The sequence below is a fragment of the Enterococcus sp. DIV1304_2 genome (assembly GCF_050555445.1).
Classification (GTDB): Bacteria; Bacillota; Bacilli; order Lactobacillales; family Enterococcaceae; genus Enterococcus_B; species Enterococcus_B pernyi.
The window spans coordinates 1,681,182-1,704,518 of sequence record NZ_CP187851.1 but is presented as its reverse complement, the minus strand read 5'-3'; the positions used below and the strand labels follow the sequence as shown (position 1 = coordinate 1,704,518).

Here is a 23,337-nt window from a genome sequence, read left to right as displayed (position 1 = left end):
CTATGGGTAAATATTTTGGAACGGACGGTGTCCGTGGAGAAGCGAATAAAGAACTAACACCGGAATTGGCCTTCAAATTAGGACGTTGCGGCGGTTATGTACTGAGCCAACATGAGAAAGATGGAAAACGTCCACGTGTATTGGTTGGACGTGACACAAGAATTTCAGGTCAAATGCTTGAAGAAGCGTTAGTTTCTGGTCTGTTATCTGTCGGGATCGAAGTTTTTCAATTAGGTGTGATCTCTACACCAGGAGTGGCTTACTTGACACGTTTACAAAAAGCAAGCGCAGGTGTCATGATTTCTGCTTCACACAATCCAGCTCAAGATAACGGCATCAAGTTTTTTGGTGCAGATGGATTTAAATTAGACGATGACCAAGAATTAGAAATCGAAGCATTGTTAGATGCGGAAGTCGATGAATTACCACGACCATCTGCTGAGGGATTAGGTACAGTCGAAGAGTTCCCAGAAGGGTTGCTGAAATATTCACAATTCTTAGTACAGACGATCAACGGCGATCTTTCAGGCTTAACGGTCTGTGTAGATGCGGCAAATGGTGCAACAGCAACATCTGTCAATCGCTTGTTTGCTGATTTGGAAACTGATTTCTACACGATGGGAACAAATCCGAATGGCTTGAACATCAATGACGGTGTCGGATCAACGCATCCTGAGCGTCTAGCAGAAATGGTAGTAGAAAAAGGAGCAGACGTCGGTCTTGCCTTTGACGGCGACGGCGACCGTATCATTGCGGTGGATGAATTAGGAAATATCGTAGACGGCGATAAGATCATGTTTATCTGTGCGAAATATTTGTCAGCTAAAAATCGTCTGAAAAAAGATACGATCGTTACAACGGTCATGAGTAACCTCGGCTTCCATAAAGCGGTCGAAGAAATCGGTTTGAAAGATGTCGTGACACAAGTGGGCGACCGCTATGTGGTCGAAGAAATGCGTAAAAATGACTACAACTTCGGTGGCGAACAGTCTGGTCATATGATCTTCTTAGATTTCAATACAACTGGGGATGGTATGCTTTCTGGTATCCAATTGTTGAATATCATGAAACAAACTGGTAAAAAATTATCAGAATTAGCAGCAGAAGTAACGATCTATCCGCAAAAATTAGTCAATATCCGCGTAAGCAACAAAAACGGTGCAATGGAAGTTCCTGCAATCAAACAAGTCATTGAAGAAGCAGAAGCTGAAATGGCCGGTGAAGGACGTATCTTAGTTCGCCCTTCCGGAACAGAACCATTACTACGCGTGATGGCAGAAGCACCATCTGATGAAAAAGTAAACTATTATGTTGACAAAATCGCAGCAGTTGTCAAAGCTGAGATTGGGATCGAATAAAATACACGATGCAAAAGAGAATCAATCCTTAAGTGGAGTTGATTCTCTTTTTTTTATGTTCAAGCGAAGGACTCTTAGTAATTTTTCACATCAAAAAATTCACCAAATAAAGGATCATTGACAATGATTCCCGGAAATTCATTTGTTAGGATGAGCTGCTTGAATCTCCGATAGCCTGTTAACGACTTGAGCATACCCAATGTTTCTAAATGATTCAGTGATTGGTCCATCAATCGATGAGCAAGCGCTAGATCATCTTCTAAAAATGCGATCCAACCCTCGTAAAATGGCAGAAAGACGGCTTGTTCGATATGTTCATCCTCAAAGACCCGTGTTTTCCATAACTCAAATGTATTCTTAGCATAAGCGACTTCTTTTACTAAACAAAAAGCCGAAAATATCGTTGGAAAAGTTTGATAGAGAATATCCTTGTTTCCTGAGATTTTGGCAAAGCGTTGTCCTTTTTTTATGGCGATTTTCAAACAACGAAACAAAAGTGCAGGTTCCATTCCGACTGCGATTCGTGTAAATAATTTCAGCTCATAAACGCCCCAAGTCTCCGTATTCAATAAATAGTGCTTTGCGGAATCGAGGTAGTGGCTATGCTTTTGGTAGGATGTCAAGAGAGGGGTGCCTTCTATGATCCCCTTTTTCATGGCTAGATCAAAACGAAACAACTGTAACAAATGATCCAGTTCTAAAGAATAGTTGTCATGATAATAGTTCTGTAATTCATGATACTTTGCCTCCAACTTTGCCCACTCTGTGATGGATTCGATATCCATATATTCGACATATTCGATAATCTCTAGCTGAGAAGCAGAAAAGATGTTGCCAGTTTGTATCCAGATAAATTCGTCAAAGGTAACCTCTAATTTCGACAATAAACGATGAAATCTCTCGCATGAAATCGTCGTTTTTTCATTTTCAAATTGAGAAAGCAGCGACATCGAAAGCTGTTCATCGATTAGTTCTTTGAGTAAGATCCCTTTACTTAAGCGGATCTCTTTCATTGTTCTTCCATAAGTTTTCATAAACACACCTTCTTTTTCAATATATTGAACTGTAAGAAACAAGGAATGAAATTTTTTATATAGTTAAATTATCTTATAGAAACGAGGAAGAAGCTATGGAAAAAAAGAAAATAATCGAGATTATCGATTTGAAAAAAAGGTTTGCTGAAAAACAAGTACTAAAAGGAGTTGATTTTACAGTTGAACGTGGAGAAGTTTTTGTGCTATTAGGTTCTAATGGAGCAGGAAAAACGACACTTGTTAAAATGTTGACAACGATCCTGCCATTTGATGATGGGCAAGTTTGGATCAACGGGTATGATCTAAAAAAAGAGAGTGCTAAGGTGCGAGAAACCATTAGTTTGACAGGACAATTCGCAGCAGTGGATGAGCTGCTGACCGGCTATGAAAATATGAAAATGATCGCTGAGCTTCGCCATGTGAAAGAGAAAGAAAAGGTTGTCGAGAGATTATTAGAACGGTTTGATTTACAAAAACACAGCCAAGTCCTAGTTAAAAATTATTCGGGTGGGATGCGTAGACGTTTAGATATCGCCATGAGTTTTATCGGTGACCCTCAAGTGATTTTTCTCGATGAACCGACAACAGGCTTAGACCCACAAAATCGCATTGCCACTTGGCAACTAATCAAAGAAACAGCGACAGCAGGACGAACGATTTTTTTAACGACACAATATCTGGAGGAAGCCGAATATCTAGCAGACAAGGTAGCTATATTACATGAAGGTAAAATTATTTTGAATGCTACACCACAAGTAGTCAAAAACACATATGACAGCCAATCAATGGCAATCAATGTGTTGACCAAAAGTGATTTTTATCAACTTTTAGCACATTTGGATCGTCGAATATTATCAAAGGATGAAGAAAAACTTTCTGTGACTGTCAATGTAGGGAATGCTTTCAACGATTCGGTTGATCTTCTGGACGAATTAAGAGAAATACCGATTACGATCACAAATTTCCAACTGAGAAATGCCTCATTAGAAGATATCTTCTTAAAGCTAGTACAAGGAGGAGTTTAAAATGAAAACCATTAGCGAAACGAACACATTATTCAAGCGCAATCTGAAGTTATCATTGCGAAGCCTAGAAACGGTCATGAGTGGGCTATTGCTACCGGTACTGTTGATGTTGCTCTTTGTATATGTACTTGGCGGAGCCATGGATGTGGGGGAGTTGTCTTATGTTGATTTTGTTTTACCAGGTGTATTAGTCCAATGTATTGCTCAAAGTTCCTCTGTTGTGGGGATAGTAGTAAATCAGGATGTACATTCTGGTATGGTCGAGCGACTCTTGACGCTGAATTTATCAAAGTCAGCATTTTTAAATGGGCATGTATTCGCGGCTGCGCTTCGAAGTGTGATGAGTAGCTTCATCGTTTTACTTGTGGCTGGGCTCATTGGCTTTCGTCCCAGTGCCAATCTTGCAGAATGGCTAATTGCTTGGCTGTTGATTTTTTGTTTTATTCTTGCGTTTACTTGGATCTCGGTTTTGTTTGGATTATTAGCAAAATCAGCTGAAATGGCAAGTTTAGTTACTGTATTGACCACCGTATTACCATACTTAAGTGCTGGTTTTGCGCCGACTGACAACATGCCTACAGCGATACGACTGTTTGCCGAGTATCAACCGATGTCACCAATCATCGAAGCGCTTAGAGGGTTATTGTTAGGTGTGCCAAATCCACCGTTAGGGTTAGCGTTTCTGTGGAGTATTAGCTTGATTTTTGTTTTTAAGTTCTTAGCGATAGTGGCTTTCAACGGACGTGTGAGAAAGAAGTAGTTTATTTTCTTGTTACAAAAATCCCTGCAAGAAACGGTAGTGCATTTCTTACAGGGATTTTTGAACGGTATTTTATTTAGCAGTAGCCGAGAGATTACTCAACTGTTACTGATTTAGCTAAGTTTCTTGGCTTATCCACATCATAGCCGCGTAGCAATGTCGCATAGTAAGCAAGCAATTGCGTCGGGATGACCATGGCAAGAGGAGAAAGGTATGGATGGACAGCAGGAATCACTAATTGATCCGTTTCTTTTTCTAATCCATGTGCCGCGATCACTAAGGTTTTGGCACCACGACTTTCAACTTCTTTTAAGTTGCCACGTGTATGAGCCCCTGTGATTTCCTCACTAATAATTCCAATTACTGGTGTGCCTTCTTCAATCAGTGCAATGGTACCGTGTTTCAATTCACCGGCAGCAAAACCTTCTGCTTGGATATAGCTGATTTCTTTTAGTTTCAAAGCAGCTTCTAAAGCGACATCGTGATCGTTGCTACGGCCGATATAAAAAGCGTTGCGCGTGTCATTCAAGAATTCCGCAGCTAGTTCTTGGAGTTCATCTTTTTGGGTAATTACTGTTTCCATCGCATTCGCTACCATACTCAATTCATGCGCTACATCAAATGTCAATGAACGTTTATTGCCTTTTTGATCACCGACTGCTTTTGCAAGTAAAGCTAGTACAGCGATTTGAGCAGTATAGGCTTTAGTTGAAGCAACAGCGATCTCCGGACCTGCATGTAGCAACAGAGTGAAGCCGGCTTCTCTTGATAACGTAGAACCAGCAACGTTCGTGATCGTCAATGAAGGATGGCCTAATTGATTGATCTTGACTAACACCTGACGACTATCAGCGGTTTCGCCACTTTGACTTAAAAAGATAAAGAATGGTTTTTTCGATAATAAAGGCATGGTATAACCGAACTCACTGGCCAAATGGACTTCTACTGGAATGTCAGTCATTTGTTCGAAGGAATGCTTGCTCGCTAATCCCGCATGATAACTTGTGCCGCATGCCACGATGTAAATACGGTCACTTGCTAACAGTTCGTCCATCAATTTGTGATCTAAAGGAATTTCATTGTCCTCATTCACATAGGTTTGCGCGATTTTACGCATGATGATCGGCTGCTCATCGATTTCTTTCAACATATAGTAAGGGTATGTTCCTTTTTCAATGTCAGAAGCGTCTACTTGTGCTTCATAAGAATCACGTTCTATAATCGTACCAGTCATTGTTTGGATCGTGATATCATCTGCTTGAACGATCACCATTTCTTGGTCTTCGATTTCAATAAATTCTTTAGTGTAAGCAAGCATCGCCATCGCATCACTTGCGATCACATTGAATCCTTGGCCTTTACCGATCAATAAAGGACTTTTGTTTTTGGCAACGAAAATTGTTTCAGGAGCTGTGCGATCCATCAAGGCAAAAGCGTAAGAACCTTCGATGACTTCTAGCGCTTTTCTAAATCCTTCTTGTGTATCTTGCGTTTCTCCCACGAATTTTTCAATCAAATGAACAACGATTTCCGTATCTGTTTCGCCAATGAAGTCATCAGTGGCTACGTATTGTTGTTTCAATTCTTCAAAATTTTCAATCACCCCATTGTGGACTAAAACAAAACGTCCGCTTTGTGAGTGGTGGGGGTGCGCATTTTTCTCAGCGGGTTCCCCATGAGTTGCCCATCTTGTATGACCGATACCTGCTGTACCAGTTGTTTCTGGAGATAATTTATCTTTAAGGTTTTGGATTCTACCGCGTGCTTTGACTAAATGGTCCTGTTTTCCATTTGAGACAAAGATACCCGCCGAATCATACCCGCGATATTCTAATTTTTCTAAACCATTGATCAACCCTGGTGTCACGTTCTCTAATCCAATCATTCCAACAATTCCGCACATAAAAAAACATCCTACTTTCTGTTATAAACTTGATATTAGCGTTTCCAACTGCGTAAGAAACCTTTTGTTCTACCTTCACAGATAGTTTTTATGTTTCTTTTTAGGGTGCAGTCCCTAGGGCCATCCGCCGAATCCTTCGATCAACCCTTTCCTCGTCATCTGTTAAAACAGACCTGGCGCTATTCCGTATTGGTCTAATTATCCTCCTGTTATTATTTTCTTTGGAAACATCTAAAATCATAACGTTAATGTGTGAGGTTTGTCAATAAAAAAGACAAAAAAATAAATTGGTATATATCTAATTGGGATGAACGAAAGAAAAATATCAAATTCGACTATCATCTTTTCTTGTAGTTCGGTACAATAATTATAGATAGAAGGAGGATGAAAGATGGAAGAGAAGATAGAAATCATGACGTTGGGGATGTTAAAAAAACAAATTGCAGCATTTGAAAAAACAGAACACGTGACGGATGACACTAAAATCTTTTTGGATACCGGATGGGACAGTATCCAAGAAATCGCCCCTGATGCGTTCGAAATCGAACGTGCGCAACAGTTTGTCGTTGAAGATGAATTGACCCACGAACAGTTTACTGGTTACACCCTTGAAGAAAAAGCAGAAAAGATGAATGCGATACCTGGTTCTGAAACGGTGATCGTGATTAGAAATCTATATTAGGAGCGTGTAAAATGAATAAGAAACGTTGGATAGCAGTACTGATTGCTGCCGGCTTATTGGTTGTTTCGTTGGTATCATCAAGTTTGACGCAACCGCAAGAAGAGGTGCAGATGGGGAACATCAATAGTTGGTTATATGGGGACGATGAAATGTCACCGGTGGTACTTGAAGAAGGCAGTGGCATGGGAAGGATTGCAAAATTGTCCGTTGATGGTGCCATAGCTAGTGGAGGCTCTTCTGGTTTATTTGCTACTGAGAGTTATAATCATGAAGACTTCTTGAAACAAATTGAAGCGATCAAAGCCGATGAACGTGTCAGTGGGATTTTGTTGGAAGTCAATTCTCCGGGTGGCGGGGTTTATGAAAGTGCAGAAATTGCCAACTTACTCAACGAGGTCCGAGCAGAACGTGATCTACCGATGTATGTCAGCATGAAAAATATGGCTGCCAGTGGTGGTTACTATATTTCCGCACAAGCAGATAAAATCTTTGCAACGGAAGAAACAGTGACTGGTTCAATCGGTGTCATCATGTCCGGACTCAACTATTCGGGCTTACTTGAAAAAATCGGTGTCGAAGATACAACAGTAAAAAGTGGCGCACTAAAAGATATGGGATCGGCTACTCGACCTGAAACTGAGCAAGATCATGCAGTGTTGCAAGCTTACATCGATAACGCCTATAATCGTTTTGTTAAAGTCGTTAGTGAAGGAAGAAACAAATCAGAAGATGAAGTGAAAAAAGTCGCAGATGGTCGTATTTACGACGGTGTACAAGCGAAAGAAGCAGGTTTGGTGGACGAAATCGGCTATCCAACAGATGCTTTAGCTGCGATGAGAAAAGATCTTGATCTACAAGATGCTGAGTTAGTCGAATACTCAACTAGTTCTACTGGATTTGGCAATACTTGGTTTGGTGCAAAATTAGCAGAATTACAAGGGTTGCAAGCTTCTGAAACAAGTCAGATCTTGTCGTTACTTGAAAGTCTAGGAACAGCAGAATCTCCAAGAGCAATGTATCTATATGGAGGTGAGTAAGCATGAATGAGAAATCAACGAACGCGTCAACACCCGAAGAACGCTCAAAGACCAATGAGGAACCGAAAGTAGCTGAACGTACAGAGGGATCATCTAAACAAGTTTTTAAGGTAGAAGAAAATAAATTAGTAGATCCTACTAGTAGAAACCAGGATACAGTAGACGCTTCAGTTGCTCCTAAAGACGAAATTACAGCTGACAAAAACACAAGTAGCTCGTCGGAAGAACTTGAGTTTGCAGCACAAGCAAAAAATGACCAACCGGCTGTAGGACCAGATCCGGGATTTTCTCAAAAGGTGCTAAGTTCCTTTGAAGAAAAACCACTGTCAGAAACTGAGATCAAAGAAAATCAGAAAAAATGGAAAAAATATACAGAACAGAAAACCGAGGAACCAAGTATCAATCGTTTTCCTTATTATTTCTTTGCCGGTTTTTGGGTTCGTTTTGCTGCGTTTTTGGTTGATCTGATTTGTATTGGGTCAATCACTCGCTTAACGTTAGGTATCGCAGTGAACCTAGGATGGCTTCAAGTTTCTGATTCTTATTTGAGTATCTATGGTAGTTTGTCGTTGATCGCCTATTTAGCTTATTTTATTTTATTGACGAAATGGAATCACGGACAGACGATTGGAAAAATGATTTTTGGTATTCGAGTGATCAGTTTTGATGAAGAGGAACTTTCATGGAGTACAGTATTAGTCCGTGAGGGCGCTTGTCGCTTCATTTTGAGATTTCCGTTACTTTTTATCGGCTATCTCCCAGTCATCTTTAGTAAGAAAAAACAACACATCGGTGATTATTTCTCAAATACGAGTGTAGTAACCATCAATATGATCAAAGCATTTAATCAAGAGATGAATGCTTGATGCTTTAGGTAGAGAAAATGGCTGAATATGGTTATTATTCAATAAGTCGTGTCAGACAAATGATAAAACAGTGAAGGGAAGAACCTAAGTGAGACCGATCGATTTTCCTGATAAATACGACAATTTGATGCGTATTGGCCAACAGGCATTAACAGATCATCAGTACAGTCAAGCAAAAGAGCTGTTTGAACGTGCATATGAACTTGAAGCAACATTTGAAGCGAATACGTTATACGTGTTGGCACTATCAGAATTGGATATGTGGGAAGAAGCACTTCATCAAGCACTTTTGCATGAAAAACAGTATTTGATGAATGAAGAATTGGCTACTTTTTACTTTGATCTACTGATTACAGCAAAAGATTTTTTATATGCACGAAAATTGATTGCAAGTGCTGATTTTCCCGATGATTTTGAGCAAGCAGTTTTGTTAAAAATCCAACAATCAGAAGAATTAGTCGGACAGATGCGAAGACAGAAGATTCGTGAAATCTATCAACTGGTCGAAAAATTACCTTTTGAAAAACCGACTACCCAGTTGAGTTATATCCAAGAAATCGAGCAACTGCCTTACCACGAATTTATCCAGACCGCTAGAAAGTTGATCGTTTTAAAAACGGTCCATGTTCTTGTAAGGGCCAAGTTGCTTGAGTCGCTCGTTCAAGTCAAAGAAGCAGCACCGGTTGCATACTTGACGATCGAGGAAGAGTTGATCGAAGTGATACCAAAGAAAATGGTGCGTCCAGAAGAGCAAACCTCCTATCGACGAATCAAACAAATGGCGGAAGCATATGAGCGAGAAGACGCCTTAATGAGTGAGAACTTGAAAGAAGAGTTTGCGATGCAATCGGCGATCGTTTATCCGATCTATGATAGCTACATTGGAAATCTTGACAAATGGTTCAAACAAACAGTAGCAACCTATACGAATCAGCCGTGTGAGGATCTTTTGGCATCTGAACAACACGAATTCACTGAAAAAAGAAATAAAATAATGACAGAACTATTATTATTCAATACGTAAAAAAACAGAGGAAAAGATAAAAAAGTCATGAAAAACGTGGATTCCCCTCGTTCAATATGTTTACAATTTGGAAGGGTTAGTGTACTATTTAAAGGTATGCATGAAACGTTTTTGATGTATCAAATGAATTTCTAAACTCGGAGGGAAATAAATGACTGCAACATTCGAAAAAAAAGGCACAAATGATGGTGTTTTAACATTTACGATCGGGCAAGATCAAATTCAAAAAGGATTAACAACTGCCTTTAATAAAGTAAAAGGAAACTTGAACGTTCCTGGATTCCGTAAAGGAAAAGTATCTCGTCAAGTATTCAACCGTATGTACGGAGAAGAAGCATTGTACGAAGATGCATTGAACGCTGTCTTACCTGAAGCATATGAAGCAGCTGTTAAAGAAGCAGCAATCGATCCAGTTTCTCAACCTAAGATCGATGTAGCAAGCATGGAAAAAGGTCAAGACTGGACGATCACAGCAGAAGTAACTGTAAAACCTGAAGTAAAATTAGGTGATTACAAAGACTTAGTGGTTGAAAAACAAGACCGTGAAGTAACAGAAGCAGACGTTGAAGAACGTATTAAACGTGAACAAGAAGCGCAAGCTGAATTAGTCATCAAAGAAGATGCTGCAGCTGAAAATGGCGACACTGTTGTCATCGATTTTGAAGGTTTCATCAACGATGAAGCATTCGAAGGCGGAAAAGGCGAAAATCATTCACTTGAATTAGGATCAGGTTCATTCATTCCTGGTTTTGAAGACCAATTAGTTGGCCACAAATCAGGCGAAAACTTAGATGTTACTGTGACATTCCCAGAAGATTATCAAGCAGAAGATCTTGCGGGTAAAGAAGCAGTCTTCAAAGTAACGATCCACGAAGTAAAAACAAAAGAAGTACCTGAACTAGATGATGAGTTCGCTAAAGATGTAGACGATGAAGTATCTACATTAGCAGAATTAAAAGAAAAATACATGAAAGAATTGACTGAAACGAAAGAAAAAGCTGCAGAAGATGCAAAAGATGAAGCAGCAATCAAATTGGCAGTCGAAAATGCGGAAATCGTTGATCTTCCACATGTTATGGTCCATGATGAAGTTCACCGTTCAATGGACGAATTCTTGAACAACATGCAACGTCAAGGAATCTCACCAGAAATGTACTACCAATTAACTGGTTCAACAGAAGAAGACTTGCACAAACAGTTTGAAGAAGAAGCAGAAATGCGTACAAAAACAAACCTTGTGATCGAAGCTGTAGCAGCTGCTGAAAACTTAGATGCAACAGAAGAAGAAATCACTGCAGAGATCCAAGAATTAGCAGAAACTTACAATATGCCGATTGACCAAATCAAACGTGTATTGACAGAAGATATGCTAAAACATGATGTGATCATGAAAAAAGCAATCGAATTGATTACAAGTACAGCAAAAGAAGCAGAATAAGCGAATAGAATTGTTGATCTGCATCTATATGAAAGAGTCCAGGCGCTTAGATGAAGCCTAGACTCTTTCGTTTTGTTTTAAACTTCTTTGATACTTTTGCTTTTTTTTAAATTATGGTATGATAGGGAAAGACTGTAAAGTCTTTGATAGTTTCTTGCGAATCAACGCAAGTTAAGGGGTGAAGACCATGTATGATAATCCAAGTGGTAATGAGACTGTACGCTGTTCTTTTTGTGGTAAAACACAAGAAGAAGTAAAGAAAATCGTAGCAGGTCCGGGGGTCTACATCTGTAACGAATGTATCGACCTATGTAAAGAAATCATTGATGAAGAATTCTATGAAGAAGCAGTACGAGAGTTTACTGAAGTACCGAAACCTTCTGAGATTCTTGAAGTATTGGATAATTATGTGATTGGACAAGAACGTGCAAAACGTTCATTGGCTGTAGCTGTTTACAATCACTATAAGCGTGTCAATCAAGAAGCACAAGACAGCGATGATGTCGAATTGCAAAAAAGCAATATCTGCCTGATCGGTCCAACTGGTTCAGGTAAAACATTCTTAGCGCAAACATTAGCAAAAACATTGAATGTACCATTTGCCATTGCTGATGCAACAAGTTTGACAGAAGCGGGTTATGTAGGTGAAGATGTCGAAAATATCTTATTGAAACTTTTGCAATCTGCTGATTACAATGTTGAACGTGCGGAAAAAGGAATCATCTACATTGATGAGATCGACAAAATTGCACGTAAAAGCGAAAATGTATCCATCACACGCGATGTATCAGGGGAAGGCGTACAACAAGCCTTACTGAAAATCTTGGAAGGAACAGTTGCCAGTGTGCCGCCACAAGGTGGACGCAAACATCCTCATCAAGAATTCATCCAAATCGATACGACGAATGTGTTGTTCATTGTCGGTGGTGCGTTTGATGGCATCGAAACAATCGTAAAAAATCGTATGGGCGAGAAAACGATTGGTTTCGGTACACAAAACCAAAAACTTTCAGAAAATGAAAGTGTCATGCAACATATCATTCCTGAAGATCTATTGAAGTTCGGCTTGATCCCAGAGTTTATCGGACGCTTACCTGTAATGGCTGCGTTAGAAAAGCTAACAACCGACGATTTAGTTCGTATCTTGACGGAACCGAAAAATGCGTTAGTGAAACAATACCAAAAATTACTTTCACTAGATGACACTGCTTTAGAATTCGAACCAGAAGCACTAAAAGCCATTGCGAAAAAAGCAATTGAGCGTAATACTGGTGCACGTGGTTTGCGTTCGATCATCGAAGAAATCATGATGGATGTCATGTTTGATATTCCTTCTGATGAAACGATCGAAAAAGTGATCATTACAAAAGAAGCTGCCGAACTTACCGGCAAACCAACAGTTATTTACAAAGACTCAGAAAAAAAAGCGGGATAAAATGAAAGGAGCAGTCGTGAAAGTTTTAGCAGCTTTTTCGACTACTCCTTTTCATTCTGTCGAAGAAAGTGGAGAGGGATTGAGCCGCTTTGCCGCTTTGAAGGAGAGAGAGCATATGAAAGTCCATCATGCGGATATTGTGATCAGTGCGGTTGCACCGAAACAATATCCAGAAACAGATCTACCAGAGATTGCCTTAGCAGGTCGCTCAAATGTCGGGAAATCTTCCTTTATCAATACGCTGATCGATCGAAAAAATCTCGCACGTACATCAGGTAAACCAGGGAAAACACAAACCCTGAATTTTTATCTGATCGAAAATGCGTTGCATTTTGTCGATGTTCCAGGTTATGGTTACGCGAAAGTTTCTAAAACTGAGCGTGCGAAATGGGGACAGATGATCGAAACTTATTTGACATCGAGAGAACAATTAAAAGCAGTGGTGTCACTGGTGGATGTTCGCCATAAACCATCGCAAGAAGATATCCAAATGTATGAATTCTTAAAATACTATGATATCCCAGTGATCGTTGTTGCGACAAAAGCAGATAAGATCCCTCGTGGAAAATGGAACAAACACGAAAGCGAAATTAAAAAAGCGTTGAATTTCGATCGCAATGACACATTCATTTTATTTTCTTCTGTAACTAAACAAGGAAAAGAAGAAGCATGGAAAGCGATCGAAGACGCGATCAGCGAGTAAACAAATAAGACTTGATACTTAGGTTGAAAGGCAAACTTTCAAAAGCTAAGGCATCAAGTCTTTTTTGTTTATTTCTTTTTTTTGTCTTTTTTTGGTTCGCTTTTTGGTTTTAAAAAGCGGTCAATGTCTTCTTTTGGAGCAACGGTCTTTTCCGGATCAACACCAAAAGATTCAAATAGTTTGTCGAAATTATCTGTACGCTCAAATTTCAATCCCATGTTTATCACCTCTTTCTTTATTTTAACATGCTACCCCACAATCGGTGGCATAAGACGAAAAGTTTTAGTTTTTTTTATTATTCGTTATAATTTGATTATAAATAGATTTGAGAGAGGTGAGAAATATGGTGTTGAAAGAAAAAATGATGTTCCGTCTCGTCTTGACCAGAGATCGTACGAACGAAAAAGAAGAAGCCTATGATTGGTCCATGCTGACTCGTATCTTGCTTACCCCTGACTTTTTCCAATCCTCTCGTCATACGAAAGAACCATATACCTTAATTGGACTAAAAAAAGCCTTAGAAGAAATCTCTGATGAAGAGATCGGTTGGTTTGAAATTTATCAGAATGATCTCACTTGCCGTTTCGAATTTGGCTATCATCATCTCCAAATTGATTATCAGTTTTTGTGGCAGGTATTTCAAAAAAATGAATCGGTGATTCGAAACTATCTTCAAACAAAAATGCAAAAAAATGGTATTTTTGCTTATATGAGAAGTGTCGAAGAATATTTATATCATAATACGAAAGAAATCGAAAATCGTTTATCCTTTGAATCTGCCGAGAACATCGAGAAGTTGCCTAAAATCAAAGGTCGAAATGGGCAGATTGAGGTAGATTGTAACCAGTTTCCCGGTTATGATCTAATCGTAGAAGGGCGTTGTTTTACTTCTTGTTGGGAAATGTATTATAGTCAATATTATTATCGACTGATCCCTAAAGAGATTTTTTTGGAAATGCAACAGGTGGAGGAAATCACCCAATACGAGAATCAAGTCATTGGTATCCAGTTGTATCGCGAGCCATTTCGTTGGCAAAGTGAAGCGAATTTAAAATTTCAACAATACTATCGAGATCAATTAGGCTTTGATCATTTGTCGTGGGACAACGGTGTTGGTTTACTGAAAGAGCCATTTGTCGAGTATGCCTATACTCAGGACTCCTTGCAAGCGGTCCAGTATCAAAATCATTTGATGCAACCAACAGAAAAGAAGAAAGCAACATTTTTCGTAACAAGAAGCTATGATTTTGCTACTTATGATTACAAAGAAAAAAGAGCGAGAGGTGTCCTGAATCGTCAAGCATTTTTTCCTTGGGTCGATGAAAGCCATAGCCAGTTGATCTGCTATAAAGTGATCGATCCAACATTCATGTTAGACAAGGGAATCGATGCTTATAGTTATTATATTAATGAATACTTGAATGTCGAAGCCCCCGATGAAATGTACCAAGACTATTTGACCTCATTGCGTATTTACTTGCCGACTAAGTTTTTAGCTGATTTTCCCATTGAGGAGATCCGCAATCGATTATCAGAGATCCAATTCAAACGAATACGCAAGAGAAGAGGACGTTTAAGCTTTGATGCAGTTCAAGGAAAAAAACGTCTTCGGGTCGTCTTGTTAGATCAAGCGGAATTGTCTGGGAATCTATTGATGCAGAAAAATTAGCTGATTTCAATCATTTGCAAGAAAAGCTGGATCATACTTAGATGATCGGAAAAGTGAAATGGTAAAGTAGTTTAAAATCTAAAATATCAAAAGGCATCCACAAAAATTGAAGTATGATTTTGTGGATGCTTTCTTACTTGTAGTTAAAGTTACGTGTGTATTCAAGATTTTTATCGTTTTTGAATGTTTTTGAATGAATCTTGTTGAATGTTGAATAAAAATATGCTAGAATCTATCGTGAGGTGATCGTGGAAATGCTTACAGAAGAACGTAAACAGAAAATCCTACAACTATTGGAACAACATAAAATTGTCAAATCCCAAGAGTTAGTAGTCTTGTTAGATGCTTCTGAATCAACGATTAGACGGGATCTCCAAGAGTTAGAAGATGAAGGTTTATTGCAACGTATCCATGGAGGAGCAAAAAAAGAGGATCTTTTAGGTTTTGAACAAAACATGAGTGAAAAAACGCTCAAAAACGTTCGTGAAAAGCAAATGATTGCACGATTAGCAGCGGAACTAGTGAACGATGAAGAAGTCATTTATCTTGATGCAGGATCAACCACGTTAGAGATGATTCCTTTTTTAAAAGATAAACAGATCACTGTTGTGACCAATTCAGTGAAACATGCTGCCGCGCTAGTTGATCTACAAATCTCAACGATCGTCCTAGGGGGCCAAGTGAAACTCTCAACGAATGCAGTTTTAGGAGCTAATACACTTAGCCAATTACAGGCTTACCATTTTAATAAAGCATTTATGGGAATGAATGGCGTTCATCTTGAACGTGGATTCACTACCCCAGATCCAGAAGAAGCAGCGGTCAAACGCTTAGCCATTACAAATGCCCAAGATAGTTATGTTTTACTTGACCATACGAAGTTCAATAAGCAAACCTTTGTTTCTGTTGCACCACTGCAAGATGCCACGATCATAACCGAGCGTTGTCCACTAGAATTTCTTGACGACTACAGTGAACGGACGACAATTAAGGAGGCAAATCAATGATTTATACAGTAACGCTTAATCCATCCATCGATTTTATCGTACGAGTAGATGGATTAAAACTCGGTGATTTAAATCGAATGACCGAAGATTTCAAAGTCCCTGGAGGAAAAGGGATCAATGTTTCCCGTATTTTGAAGCGCATCGATTCTGATTCGACCGCTTTAGGATTTCTTGGTGGTTTCACTGGGAATTTTATTTCTGACTGGTTGAAAGAAGAACAAATCGCAACAGCTTTTACACAAGTGGAAGAAGATACTCGGATCAACATCAAATTAAAGTCTGATTCTGAAACAGAGATCAATGGACAAGGACCAACAATCTCGGATCAAGCCATTGAACGTTTGAAAGCAGAATTAGCAACTGTTGGAGCAGACGATATCGTGGTATTATCAGGAAGCGCACCTGCGAGTTTACGTGCTGGATTCTATCAAGAATTGATTGAGATCATCCGTGAAAAAGGTGCTGAGTTTGTGATCGATACTACCGGCGATGATTTGAAAGAAGCATTAAAAAAGGAACCGTTGTTGATCAAACCAAACAATCACGAATTAGCTGAATTGTATGATGTGACATTCCATTCCGTTGAAGATATCATTCCTTACGGCAAGAAATTATTGGCAGAAGGAGTAAAAAATGTGTTGATTTCAATGGCTGGGGATGGTGCTTTATTGTTCACAAAAGAAGGAACCTACCGTTCCAATGTATTAGTTCGACCATTGAAAAATTCAGTGGGTGCCGGAGACTCGATGATTGCTGGTTTTATCGGTTCATATAGCAAACATAGAGATGCGGTAGAAGCGTTCAAGTGGGGTGTGGCATGTGGAAGTGCAACTGCTTTTTCGGATGATTTAGCGGTTCGCCCATTCATTGATGAATTGTTACCAGAAGTAGAAATAACAAAAATTGATTAATATCGTGGGGGATAAATCATGGAAATCAAAGACTTAATGATCAAAGATGCGATGATCATGGATCTACAGGCAACTGATAAAAAAGGCGCCATCGATGAAATGGTCCAAAAAATGTATGATGCAGGTCGTATCTCAGATATCGAAACTTATAAACAAGGGATCTTAGCTCGTGAAGCTCAAACATCCACTGGGCTAGGCGATGGCATTGCGATGCCACACGCGAAGAATGCTGCTGTCAAAGAAGCAACAGTTTTGTTTGCGAAAAGCAAGAAAGGCGTAGATTATGAAGCACTAGATGGTCAACCAACTTTCTTATTCTTTATGATCGCCGCACCAGAAGGAGCAAACGACACACATTTGCAAGCATTAGCTGCCTTATCACGTTTATTGATCGATCCAGATTTTGTTGGAAAATTAAAAGAAGCAGGAACACCGGAAGAAGTCCAAGAATTGTTCCAAACAGCTGAACAACAAAAAGAAGCAGAAGCGTTAGCAGAACAAGAAGAAGCAGCACAAACAGCGGCTTCATCTAATAAAAAATTTGTTGTTGCAGTTACTGCATGTCCGACAGGGATCGCCCATACTTACATGGCTGAAGATGCGCTGAAGAAAAAAGCCAAAGAGATGGGTGTTGAGATCAAAGTTGAAACAAACGGTTCAGAAGGAATCAAAAATCGTTTGACTGCTGAAGATATTGCTCGTGCAGATGGCGTCATCATTGCGGCTGATAAAAAAGTCGAAATGAATCGTTTTGACGGAAAAGAATTAGTCAATCGTCCAGTAAGTGACGGTATTCGAAAAACTGAAGAATTGATTAACTTAGCTGTCAGTGGCTCAGCACCAGTTTTCCATGGTGATGGAAAAGAAAATTCTTCTGACGAAGGAAGTGCAGATGGAACGATCGGCCAACGAATCTATAAAGATTTGATGAACGGTGTTTCTCACATGTTACCATTCGTTATCGGTGGTGGGATTGCTATTGCATTATCATTCATGGTCGATCAATTCATGGGTGTACCACAAGATCAATTAGCAAACCTTGGGAATTACAACCAAGCAGCAAGCTGGTTCAATCAAATTGGACAAGCTGCATTTGGCTTTATGTTACCAGTTTTAGCAGGATTCATTGCTTCAAGTATTGGTGACCGTCCTGGATTGATCGTTGGTTTTGCAGCGGGAGCATTAGCAAATACTGGCGGTGCTGGGTTCTTAGGTGCCTTGATCGGTGGTTTCTTAGCAGGTTATGTGATCGTCTTCTTACGTAAATTGTTTAAAAACTTGCCTAAGTCACTGGAAGGAATCAAAACGATTCTATTCTATCCTGTTTTTGGATTATTGATTACCGGTTTCTTGATGTTGATGGTCAATGTACCGATGAAAGCACTGAATGATGGTTTGAATAGTTTCTTATCTGGACTTAGCGGTTCAAATGCTGCATTATTAGGTGCGTTACTTGCTGGGATGATGGCTGCCGATCTAGGTGGACCAATCAATAAAGCAGCATATGTGTTCGGTACAGCAACATTAGCAACCACTGTCGCAACCGGTGGTAGTGTTGTGATGGCTTCCGTTATGGCAGGAGGAATGGTTCCACCATTAGCTATCTTCGTTGCAACACGTTTGTTTAAAAATAAATTCAGTAAAACAGACCAAGATGCTGGCTTGACAAACATTGTTATGGGGCTCTCCTTCGTAACCGAAGGATCGATTCCATTCGCCGCAGCTGATCCAATCAGAGCCATTCCAAGTTTCATTATTGGTTCTGCATTGACAGGTGGTTTAGTGGGAGCGTTTGGTATCAAATTGTTAGCACCACATGGCGGGATCTTCGTTGTCTTCTTACTAAGTCATCCGATTATGTATCTTGTATTCATTGCAATTGGTGCAATTGTTTCTGGAGTAATTTATGGTGCTTTAAGAAAATCACCAGATGCAGTTAAAGTAGCCTAATCTTTATTAAAAATATAAAACAGACTAAGAATAGTGGGTAAGGTATTCGACGGAATATCTTACTCACTATTTTCTTGTAATCAAGTATAGTGAGAGTGAAAGGAAGCTCGAACATGATCTCATGGACTTCGAGTCCGTGTAAAGGGAAGTCAAATCGGAATGAATCAGTGAAGGTCTTTCAATCAAATAATAAAAGATGTCGGGACAGAATTGTTCAGCCTCGAGAAATAAAGCGTCATCCACGAAAATTGTTCTTCAAATTTTTGTGGATGGCGCCTTATTTTTTCGAAGAGGTTACTTCTGTTGCCACCGTTTATTCGGTTATAGGTGTAGGTAGAACGAATGTTCCACTCCTTTTTTTCAACTTTTGTTAGTAGATGATCAAATCTGATTCGCTAAGATATAATTGGTCTGAGATTCTCAATAGGTTGAACAATCATTTCTAGTGACAGAAGAATAGTGTCGCCAAGACGTTCTGAATTGGTGAAACCAGGAGATAGCCTGTAAGTAGTCAATTCAGAGGACATAAGCATATATGTGAAAATTTGAACATGCCATCGTTAAAAAATCTACTGTAATTCTTATAAAAAAACACGAAAGTTATTTATTGACACTTTTAACAAGTGTATAGTATTATCGTTTTATCATATTATTTTAATCTTTTACGCATTATTTTATTTCAATATATTAATTTAGGGAGGTAATTTTTTTTGATAAAATCCCTTTTTTTTATGGGTTTTTTAAGCTTTTCTCTTGTTCCATTAACAAATAATTATGCGGATGATAGTTATTTCGAAGTTATTGAAAGCGATAGTTTTATTGAAAATGTATATCAAGATGAACTAAAATTAGAAAATGATGAAGATATAATACAACACTACGAGGATGAGAAAGAGGATGTGTATGAAAGAGAGAACGAAGAAAGTATTGAAAGGAAGGACATCCTAGAAATAGAAGAATATCATTTAAGATCTGATCAACAGGGAACAGAAGAAAATCCATTTCTCGCTGGAACAGCAACTGAATTAAAAAGCGTCCTGAATACGATTCGAACTGATCCAGGAACAGGGACTTATCACGTAGTGTTAACAAACAATATTTTTTATAATGCCTCTGATGTATTCGACATCCATAAGAATGTAGTGATCGACGGACAAGGGTTTCATATGTTATATGCCAATAATGCAAGTACGATTGCAAGTAATACAGGGTTTCGCATCAGGGCTTCAGGGATAGAAGCGACATTACGAAATATGAATTTTGGTAGTGATACCTTGACAGATGCGTCGGGACGAGTGTATGACAACAACACGTATTATGGCATCATTGGTTCAGCAGGAACGACAGGAATCATCTTTACCGCAATTTTAGAAAACGTAAATTATCACGCACGTACGGGCGCTCAACCATTTTTAACATGGAATCAGCAATCGAGGTTTATATTCAAAGGAGAAAATACATTTACAAGTCGAGCTGGTACGAGTAGTCAGGAATTTATGGAAGGCTATAATGTCATTTTTGCCGAAGGCTCAAAAACGACAATCGACCATCAAACAGAACTACATACCGGATTCTTTTTTGCCTTTGGAACTGGGGGATCGGCTGGTAGCGATGGTCGTTTACGCATTACAGTAGAAGAAAATGCAGAAGTCCATATTATCTCTTCCAAGCAAAACTTTACTTTTGGGGCAGATGTCATTTTTACGATAGCAGACAGTGCGAAGTTCTTTTATCAACAAGCAGCTAACCGTCCTTTGATTTTCTCCAATGCGCGATCTACCACGATCAATATCGAAAAAAATGCACAAGCTACATTTTTAAGTCATGGTCGAATCAATTCAGGAGGGAATGTTACTTTTAATGTTAACGAACCGGACTTTATTCGTTTCCAAAATACTGGAAATACTAATGGGTTATTTGCAAGAAATATGGCATTCAATCGATTAGATGGAATTTTGGGTGAGGTTGGTGACTATCAGTTTTATTATTTAAATCAAGCACAAAACTTACAAAGAAGAGAAGTTCCTGGAAGAGTTTCTCAAACATTAGCGGACAACCAGTTTAGCCATACTGCCTTGCGACAAGCGGTCTATCAAAAAGGTATCCAAGTGACTTGGGACAATGTGGTGGATGTTAGTATTGGTAAAAGCGAATTACTCACTAAGATCGATTCCTATGAACCGGCTAGACGTATCTTGACAAAAGTGAATTATAAGTTGAGTACAGAGCGTCTGTGGAGCGGTGATTCAATTACATCGGATAGCGCACAAGCAGCCATCGACCAGACAACACTTGATACATCAGGTGTTGTCGCCGCTGAAAAATCTACGAACTTGTCATGGCACAATGGTCAGTTACGGGCTGGAACATACTATGTCTATGTTCAGGTCGCTGCAGCGGTCAATGACGATCCGCAAATGCAACTTTTTGCAAGTGAGAGTCTATGGGAAGAAAAGCAAATTACGATTGACCGAAGTCCGATCCATGTGGAAGTTCCCTTGCAGAAGCTGTTTGATATTCGTGAATCAGGGACTTTTTATAAGATTGAGCATAGTCAACCGATCATTAGTCATAGTAACTTTCCTATCGATTTTTCTGTCACTTATGTCGCAAACTATTCAGCCAACCCGACAATTGCTTTAGTGGATCATATTACTGAAGCGAATGAGGAGGATCACTTATTACTTAATATCGGAGCAACTGATGGACAGAAATTAGGACCATTGATGATAGGTGAAAACAAACTTGATGCGATGGTCCTAGAGCCCTTTTTGACTGATCCACTGGAACTTTTTTTAAAGGGTGAATTTTCTGGGTCTATATTTAAAAAGCATGAAGTAGATTTTCGACTAACTTATACGCTATCAGCAAAAGGAGATGAGGATTAATGGAAGAAGAAATGGATCAAAAACGTAAAAAACAAATCATCATCATCATATTTATACTTTTCTTAATGGTAATTGCCGGTTGGCTGCTTTACCGCCATTTTTCACAAGAAACGCCTGAACCAGTGACACTTGTTAGTGGGGAATTCCTTCCAGATGGAAAAGATGCGCAACGAATCTCAGAAGAAGAGTTGTTAGAATTATCGCAGACAGCAGTTGATAGAAGTAAATTCAATCTAATGATTTCACCAGAGGCGACGTTTAATCACCGAACGCTGCAAGGTGAATTGATGATCAAGAACCCACTTGAAAATGGCCATCCCATCAATGTGGAAATACGAAAACAGAGTAACGATGAACTTGTTTATACATCTGGCGCAATCCAGCCAGGGTATGAAATAAAAGCGGTGACACTTGAACAGTCACTGGAGAAAGGAGAACATCCATCTGTAGCAATGTTTAGCTTGTACGATCCAGATACGAATCAGAAAAAAGGACAAGTAGCAGCTGGAGTAACACTAATCATCGAATAAAAAATACAATAGACAGGGGAATATTAGGATGAAAAAGAAATTATTAGCAAGTTTATTCGTTTTAGGAACAACTGCGGGAGCGTTCTCGCCAACGACGATTTTAGCAACGGATGTTATTGGAGAACCAACGGCAGACATTACGATTAATGGATCTCTAGGGGTCGATAATACCGATCCAAACGAAGAAATCGATGAAGGACAAACGGATTGGATCAACGTAACACTAGATACGGCAACTATTTTCTATAACGTTTCTGGTACAACGAATATTAATTCACCGACTTACAACATCGCAAATAACTCAGGTCGTCCGGTAAAGGTATCCGTTCAGAACTTTGCTCAAACGGACGGTTCTGACCTTGCTGTCATTAGTGGCTTGAATTTTATTTCAAGTTTAGATGGAACCAATGTAAATCAGCCGCTGATCACTAGTGGCGTGCTTGAAACTTTCACTACACCAGCTGAACTCTTTACTTTGTCAAATAGTGCTGGGAACCTGACAGCAGATGGTACTTCGACTGGTAGCAATGCTACGACATTCAAGTATGAAGGTTCTGTAACAGCAGATAATATTACTCCAATAAATCCAACATTCACACTGACACTTCAATTAGACGCAGTTGAATTTACAACCAACTAAGTATAGAAGGGATACACTATGAGTACGACAACGATTGAATTGAACGGGATGTTAGGAGTCACAGAGCAAGCGCCAACACCAAAAGAAGAAACACCTTCCCCTGAAACAAATTCAACGATTCGTTCCGAAGTGAAGGTGATCAATCCTTTACCAAAAACAAATGATCAAACTGGATTGTATCTCTCGCTATTAGGATTGATACTCATTCTACTTGTATGTTACACATGGTCGATCAGACGCAACCTGAAAGCCCATCATATCAACAGTTGAAGTAGAAAGAATCCAACTGAGCCATTCCGCTCGTTTTGTGGTAGAGAGAAAAGAAAGAATCAATTTAAGCCTAGGCTTAGGTTGATTCTTTTTTCTAAAATGATTATCTCATAGTTTCATTGATCTTCCATCCTGATTTTTTATCAAATGTTTCCAACTATATTTTTACAATACTGTAAAAATCGTGACAAGCTTATTACCTAACCT

At 39.2% G+C, this 23,337-nt stretch carries 21 protein-coding genes; 18 read left to right on the top strand and 3 right to left on the bottom strand.

The window, feature by feature from the left end; genetic code table 11:
* Positions 1 to 2 precede the first annotated feature (2 nt).
* Positions 3 to 1,358 carry a phosphoglucosamine mutase gene (glmM, locus tag IGJ14_RS07850; RefSeq protein ID WP_066025337.1) on the top strand — a complete coding sequence of 452 codons (1,356 nt, stop codon included), beginning with the start codon at positions 3 to 5 and terminating at the stop codon, positions 1,356 to 1,358.
* Between the two features lie 74 nt (positions 1,359 to 1,432).
* Here glmM and IGJ14_RS07845 read toward each other — a convergent pair whose 3' ends face one another.
* Positions 1,433 to 2,392, bottom strand: a complete 960-nt coding sequence (locus IGJ14_RS07845) for a helix-turn-helix domain-containing protein (RefSeq protein WP_019724440.1) — start codon at positions 2,390 to 2,392, stop codon at positions 1,433 to 1,435.
* 95 nt (positions 2,393 to 2,487) lie between these two features.
* Here IGJ14_RS07845 and IGJ14_RS07840 point away from each other — a divergent pair, with 95 nt between their 5' ends.
* Positions 2,488 to 3,417 (top strand): ABC transporter ATP-binding protein, encoded by a 930-nt coding sequence (locus IGJ14_RS07840; protein ID WP_195339195.1) that lies wholly within the window; start codon positions 2,488 to 2,490, stop codon positions 3,415 to 3,417.
* 1 nt (position 3,418) lies between these two features.
* Entirely contained in the window at positions 3,419 to 4,177 is a 759-nt protein-coding gene (locus IGJ14_RS07835) for an ABC transporter permease (protein ID WP_019724351.1), read from the top strand.
* Between the two features lie 94 nt (positions 4,178 to 4,271).
* Here the strand turns inward: IGJ14_RS07835 and glmS are convergent, their stop codons facing one another.
* Positions 4,272 to 6,080 (bottom strand): glutamine--fructose-6-phosphate transaminase (isomerizing), encoded by a 1,809-nt coding sequence (glmS, locus tag IGJ14_RS07830; RefSeq protein ID WP_019724352.1) that lies wholly within the window; start codon positions 6,078 to 6,080, stop codon positions 4,272 to 4,274.
* Between the two features lie 391 nt (positions 6,081 to 6,471).
* On the opposite strand from glmS, the gene IGJ14_RS07825 reads away from it, so the two are divergent.
* The 7 genes from IGJ14_RS07825 to yihA all read left to right on the top strand — a co-directional run bounded on the left by IGJ14_RS07825 (position 6,472) and on the right by yihA (position 13,265).
* Entirely contained in the window at positions 6,472 to 6,762 is a 291-nt protein-coding gene (locus tag IGJ14_RS07825; protein ID WP_019724353.1) for a hypothetical protein, read from the top strand.
* An 11-nt stretch (positions 6,763 to 6,773) separates the two neighbouring features.
* Positions 6,774 to 7,799, top strand: a complete 1,026-nt coding sequence (gene sppA, locus IGJ14_RS07820; RefSeq protein ID WP_195339196.1) for a signal peptide peptidase SppA — start codon at positions 6,774 to 6,776, stop codon at positions 7,797 to 7,799.
* Positions 7,800 to 7,987: 188 nt separating this feature from the next.
* Entirely contained in the window at positions 7,988 to 8,665 is a 678-nt protein-coding gene (locus tag IGJ14_RS07815) for an RDD family protein (RefSeq protein WP_066025367.1), read from the top strand.
* 88 nt (positions 8,666 to 8,753) lie between these two features.
* A complete protein-coding gene (locus tag IGJ14_RS07810) occupies positions 8,754 to 9,689 on the top strand; it encodes a hypothetical protein (RefSeq protein WP_019724419.1) in 936 nt (311 codons plus the stop codon).
* 151 nt (positions 9,690 to 9,840) lie between these two features.
* Positions 9,841 to 11,127, top strand: coding sequence for a trigger factor (tig, locus tag IGJ14_RS07805; RefSeq protein ID WP_010735252.1), 1,287 nt, complete (start codon positions 9,841 to 9,843; stop codon positions 11,125 to 11,127).
* Between the two features lie 187 nt (positions 11,128 to 11,314).
* A complete protein-coding gene (clpX, locus tag IGJ14_RS07800; RefSeq protein ID WP_065097099.1) occupies positions 11,315 to 12,562 on the top strand; it encodes an ATP-dependent Clp protease ATP-binding subunit ClpX in 1,248 nt (415 codons plus the stop codon).
* Positions 12,563 to 12,677: 115 nt separating this feature from the next.
* The gene (yihA, locus tag IGJ14_RS07795; RefSeq protein WP_029594239.1) at positions 12,678 to 13,265 is read left to right on the top strand and encodes a ribosome biogenesis GTP-binding protein YihA/YsxC; all 588 of its coding nucleotides are present in this window, start codon (positions 12,678 to 12,680) and stop codon (positions 13,263 to 13,265) included.
* A gap of 68 nt (positions 13,266 to 13,333) precedes the next feature.
* Here the strand turns inward: yihA and IGJ14_RS07790 are convergent, their stop codons facing one another.
* On the bottom strand, positions 13,334 to 13,483 hold the full coding sequence (locus IGJ14_RS07790) for an SPJ_0845 family protein (RefSeq protein ID WP_019724257.1): 150 nt from the start codon (positions 13,481 to 13,483) through the stop codon (positions 13,334 to 13,336).
* Between the two features lie 125 nt (positions 13,484 to 13,608).
* On the opposite strand from IGJ14_RS07790, the gene IGJ14_RS07785 reads away from it, so the two are divergent.
* From IGJ14_RS07785 to IGJ14_RS07750, 8 genes are all read left to right on the top strand, one after another.
* Positions 13,609 to 14,934 (top strand): hypothetical protein, encoded by a 1,326-nt coding sequence (locus tag IGJ14_RS07785; RefSeq protein ID WP_430607399.1) that lies wholly within the window; start codon positions 13,609 to 13,611, stop codon positions 14,932 to 14,934.
* A gap of 254 nt (positions 14,935 to 15,188) precedes the next feature.
* Positions 15,189 to 15,941 (top strand): DeoR/GlpR family DNA-binding transcription regulator, encoded by a 753-nt coding sequence (locus IGJ14_RS07780; protein WP_195339197.1) that lies wholly within the window; start codon positions 15,189 to 15,191, stop codon positions 15,939 to 15,941.
* The gene (gene pfkB / locus IGJ14_RS07775; protein WP_019723908.1) at positions 15,938 to 16,852 is read left to right on the top strand and encodes a 1-phosphofructokinase; all 915 of its coding nucleotides are present in this window, start codon (positions 15,938 to 15,940) and stop codon (positions 16,850 to 16,852) included. The genes IGJ14_RS07780 and pfkB overlap by 4 nt, the downstream gene beginning before the upstream one ends.
* Before the next feature lie 18 nt (positions 16,853 to 16,870).
* Positions 16,871 to 18,802: a PTS fructose transporter subunit IIABC gene (locus tag IGJ14_RS07770; RefSeq protein ID WP_019723909.1), complete on the top strand. Its 1,932-nt coding sequence runs from the start codon at positions 16,871 to 16,873 to the stop codon at positions 18,800 to 18,802.
* A 710-nt stretch (positions 18,803 to 19,512) separates the two neighbouring features.
* Entirely contained in the window at positions 19,513 to 21,690 is a 2,178-nt protein-coding gene (locus tag IGJ14_RS07765) for a hypothetical protein (protein ID WP_430607394.1), read from the top strand.
* Between the two features lie 65 nt (positions 21,691 to 21,755).
* Positions 21,756 to 22,220: a hypothetical protein gene (locus IGJ14_RS07760; RefSeq protein ID WP_430608475.1), complete on the top strand. Its 465-nt coding sequence runs from the start codon at positions 21,756 to 21,758 to the stop codon at positions 22,218 to 22,220.
* Between the two features lie 28 nt (positions 22,221 to 22,248).
* Complete coding sequence (locus IGJ14_RS07755; protein WP_195339200.1) at positions 22,249 to 22,860, top strand: hypothetical protein; 612 nt, start codon at positions 22,249 to 22,251, stop codon at positions 22,858 to 22,860.
* Between the two features lie 18 nt (positions 22,861 to 22,878).
* A complete protein-coding gene (locus IGJ14_RS07750; RefSeq protein ID WP_195339201.1) occupies positions 22,879 to 23,130 on the top strand; it encodes an LPXTG cell wall anchor domain-containing protein in 252 nt (83 codons plus the stop codon).
* Positions 23,131 to 23,337 lie beyond the last annotated feature (207 nt).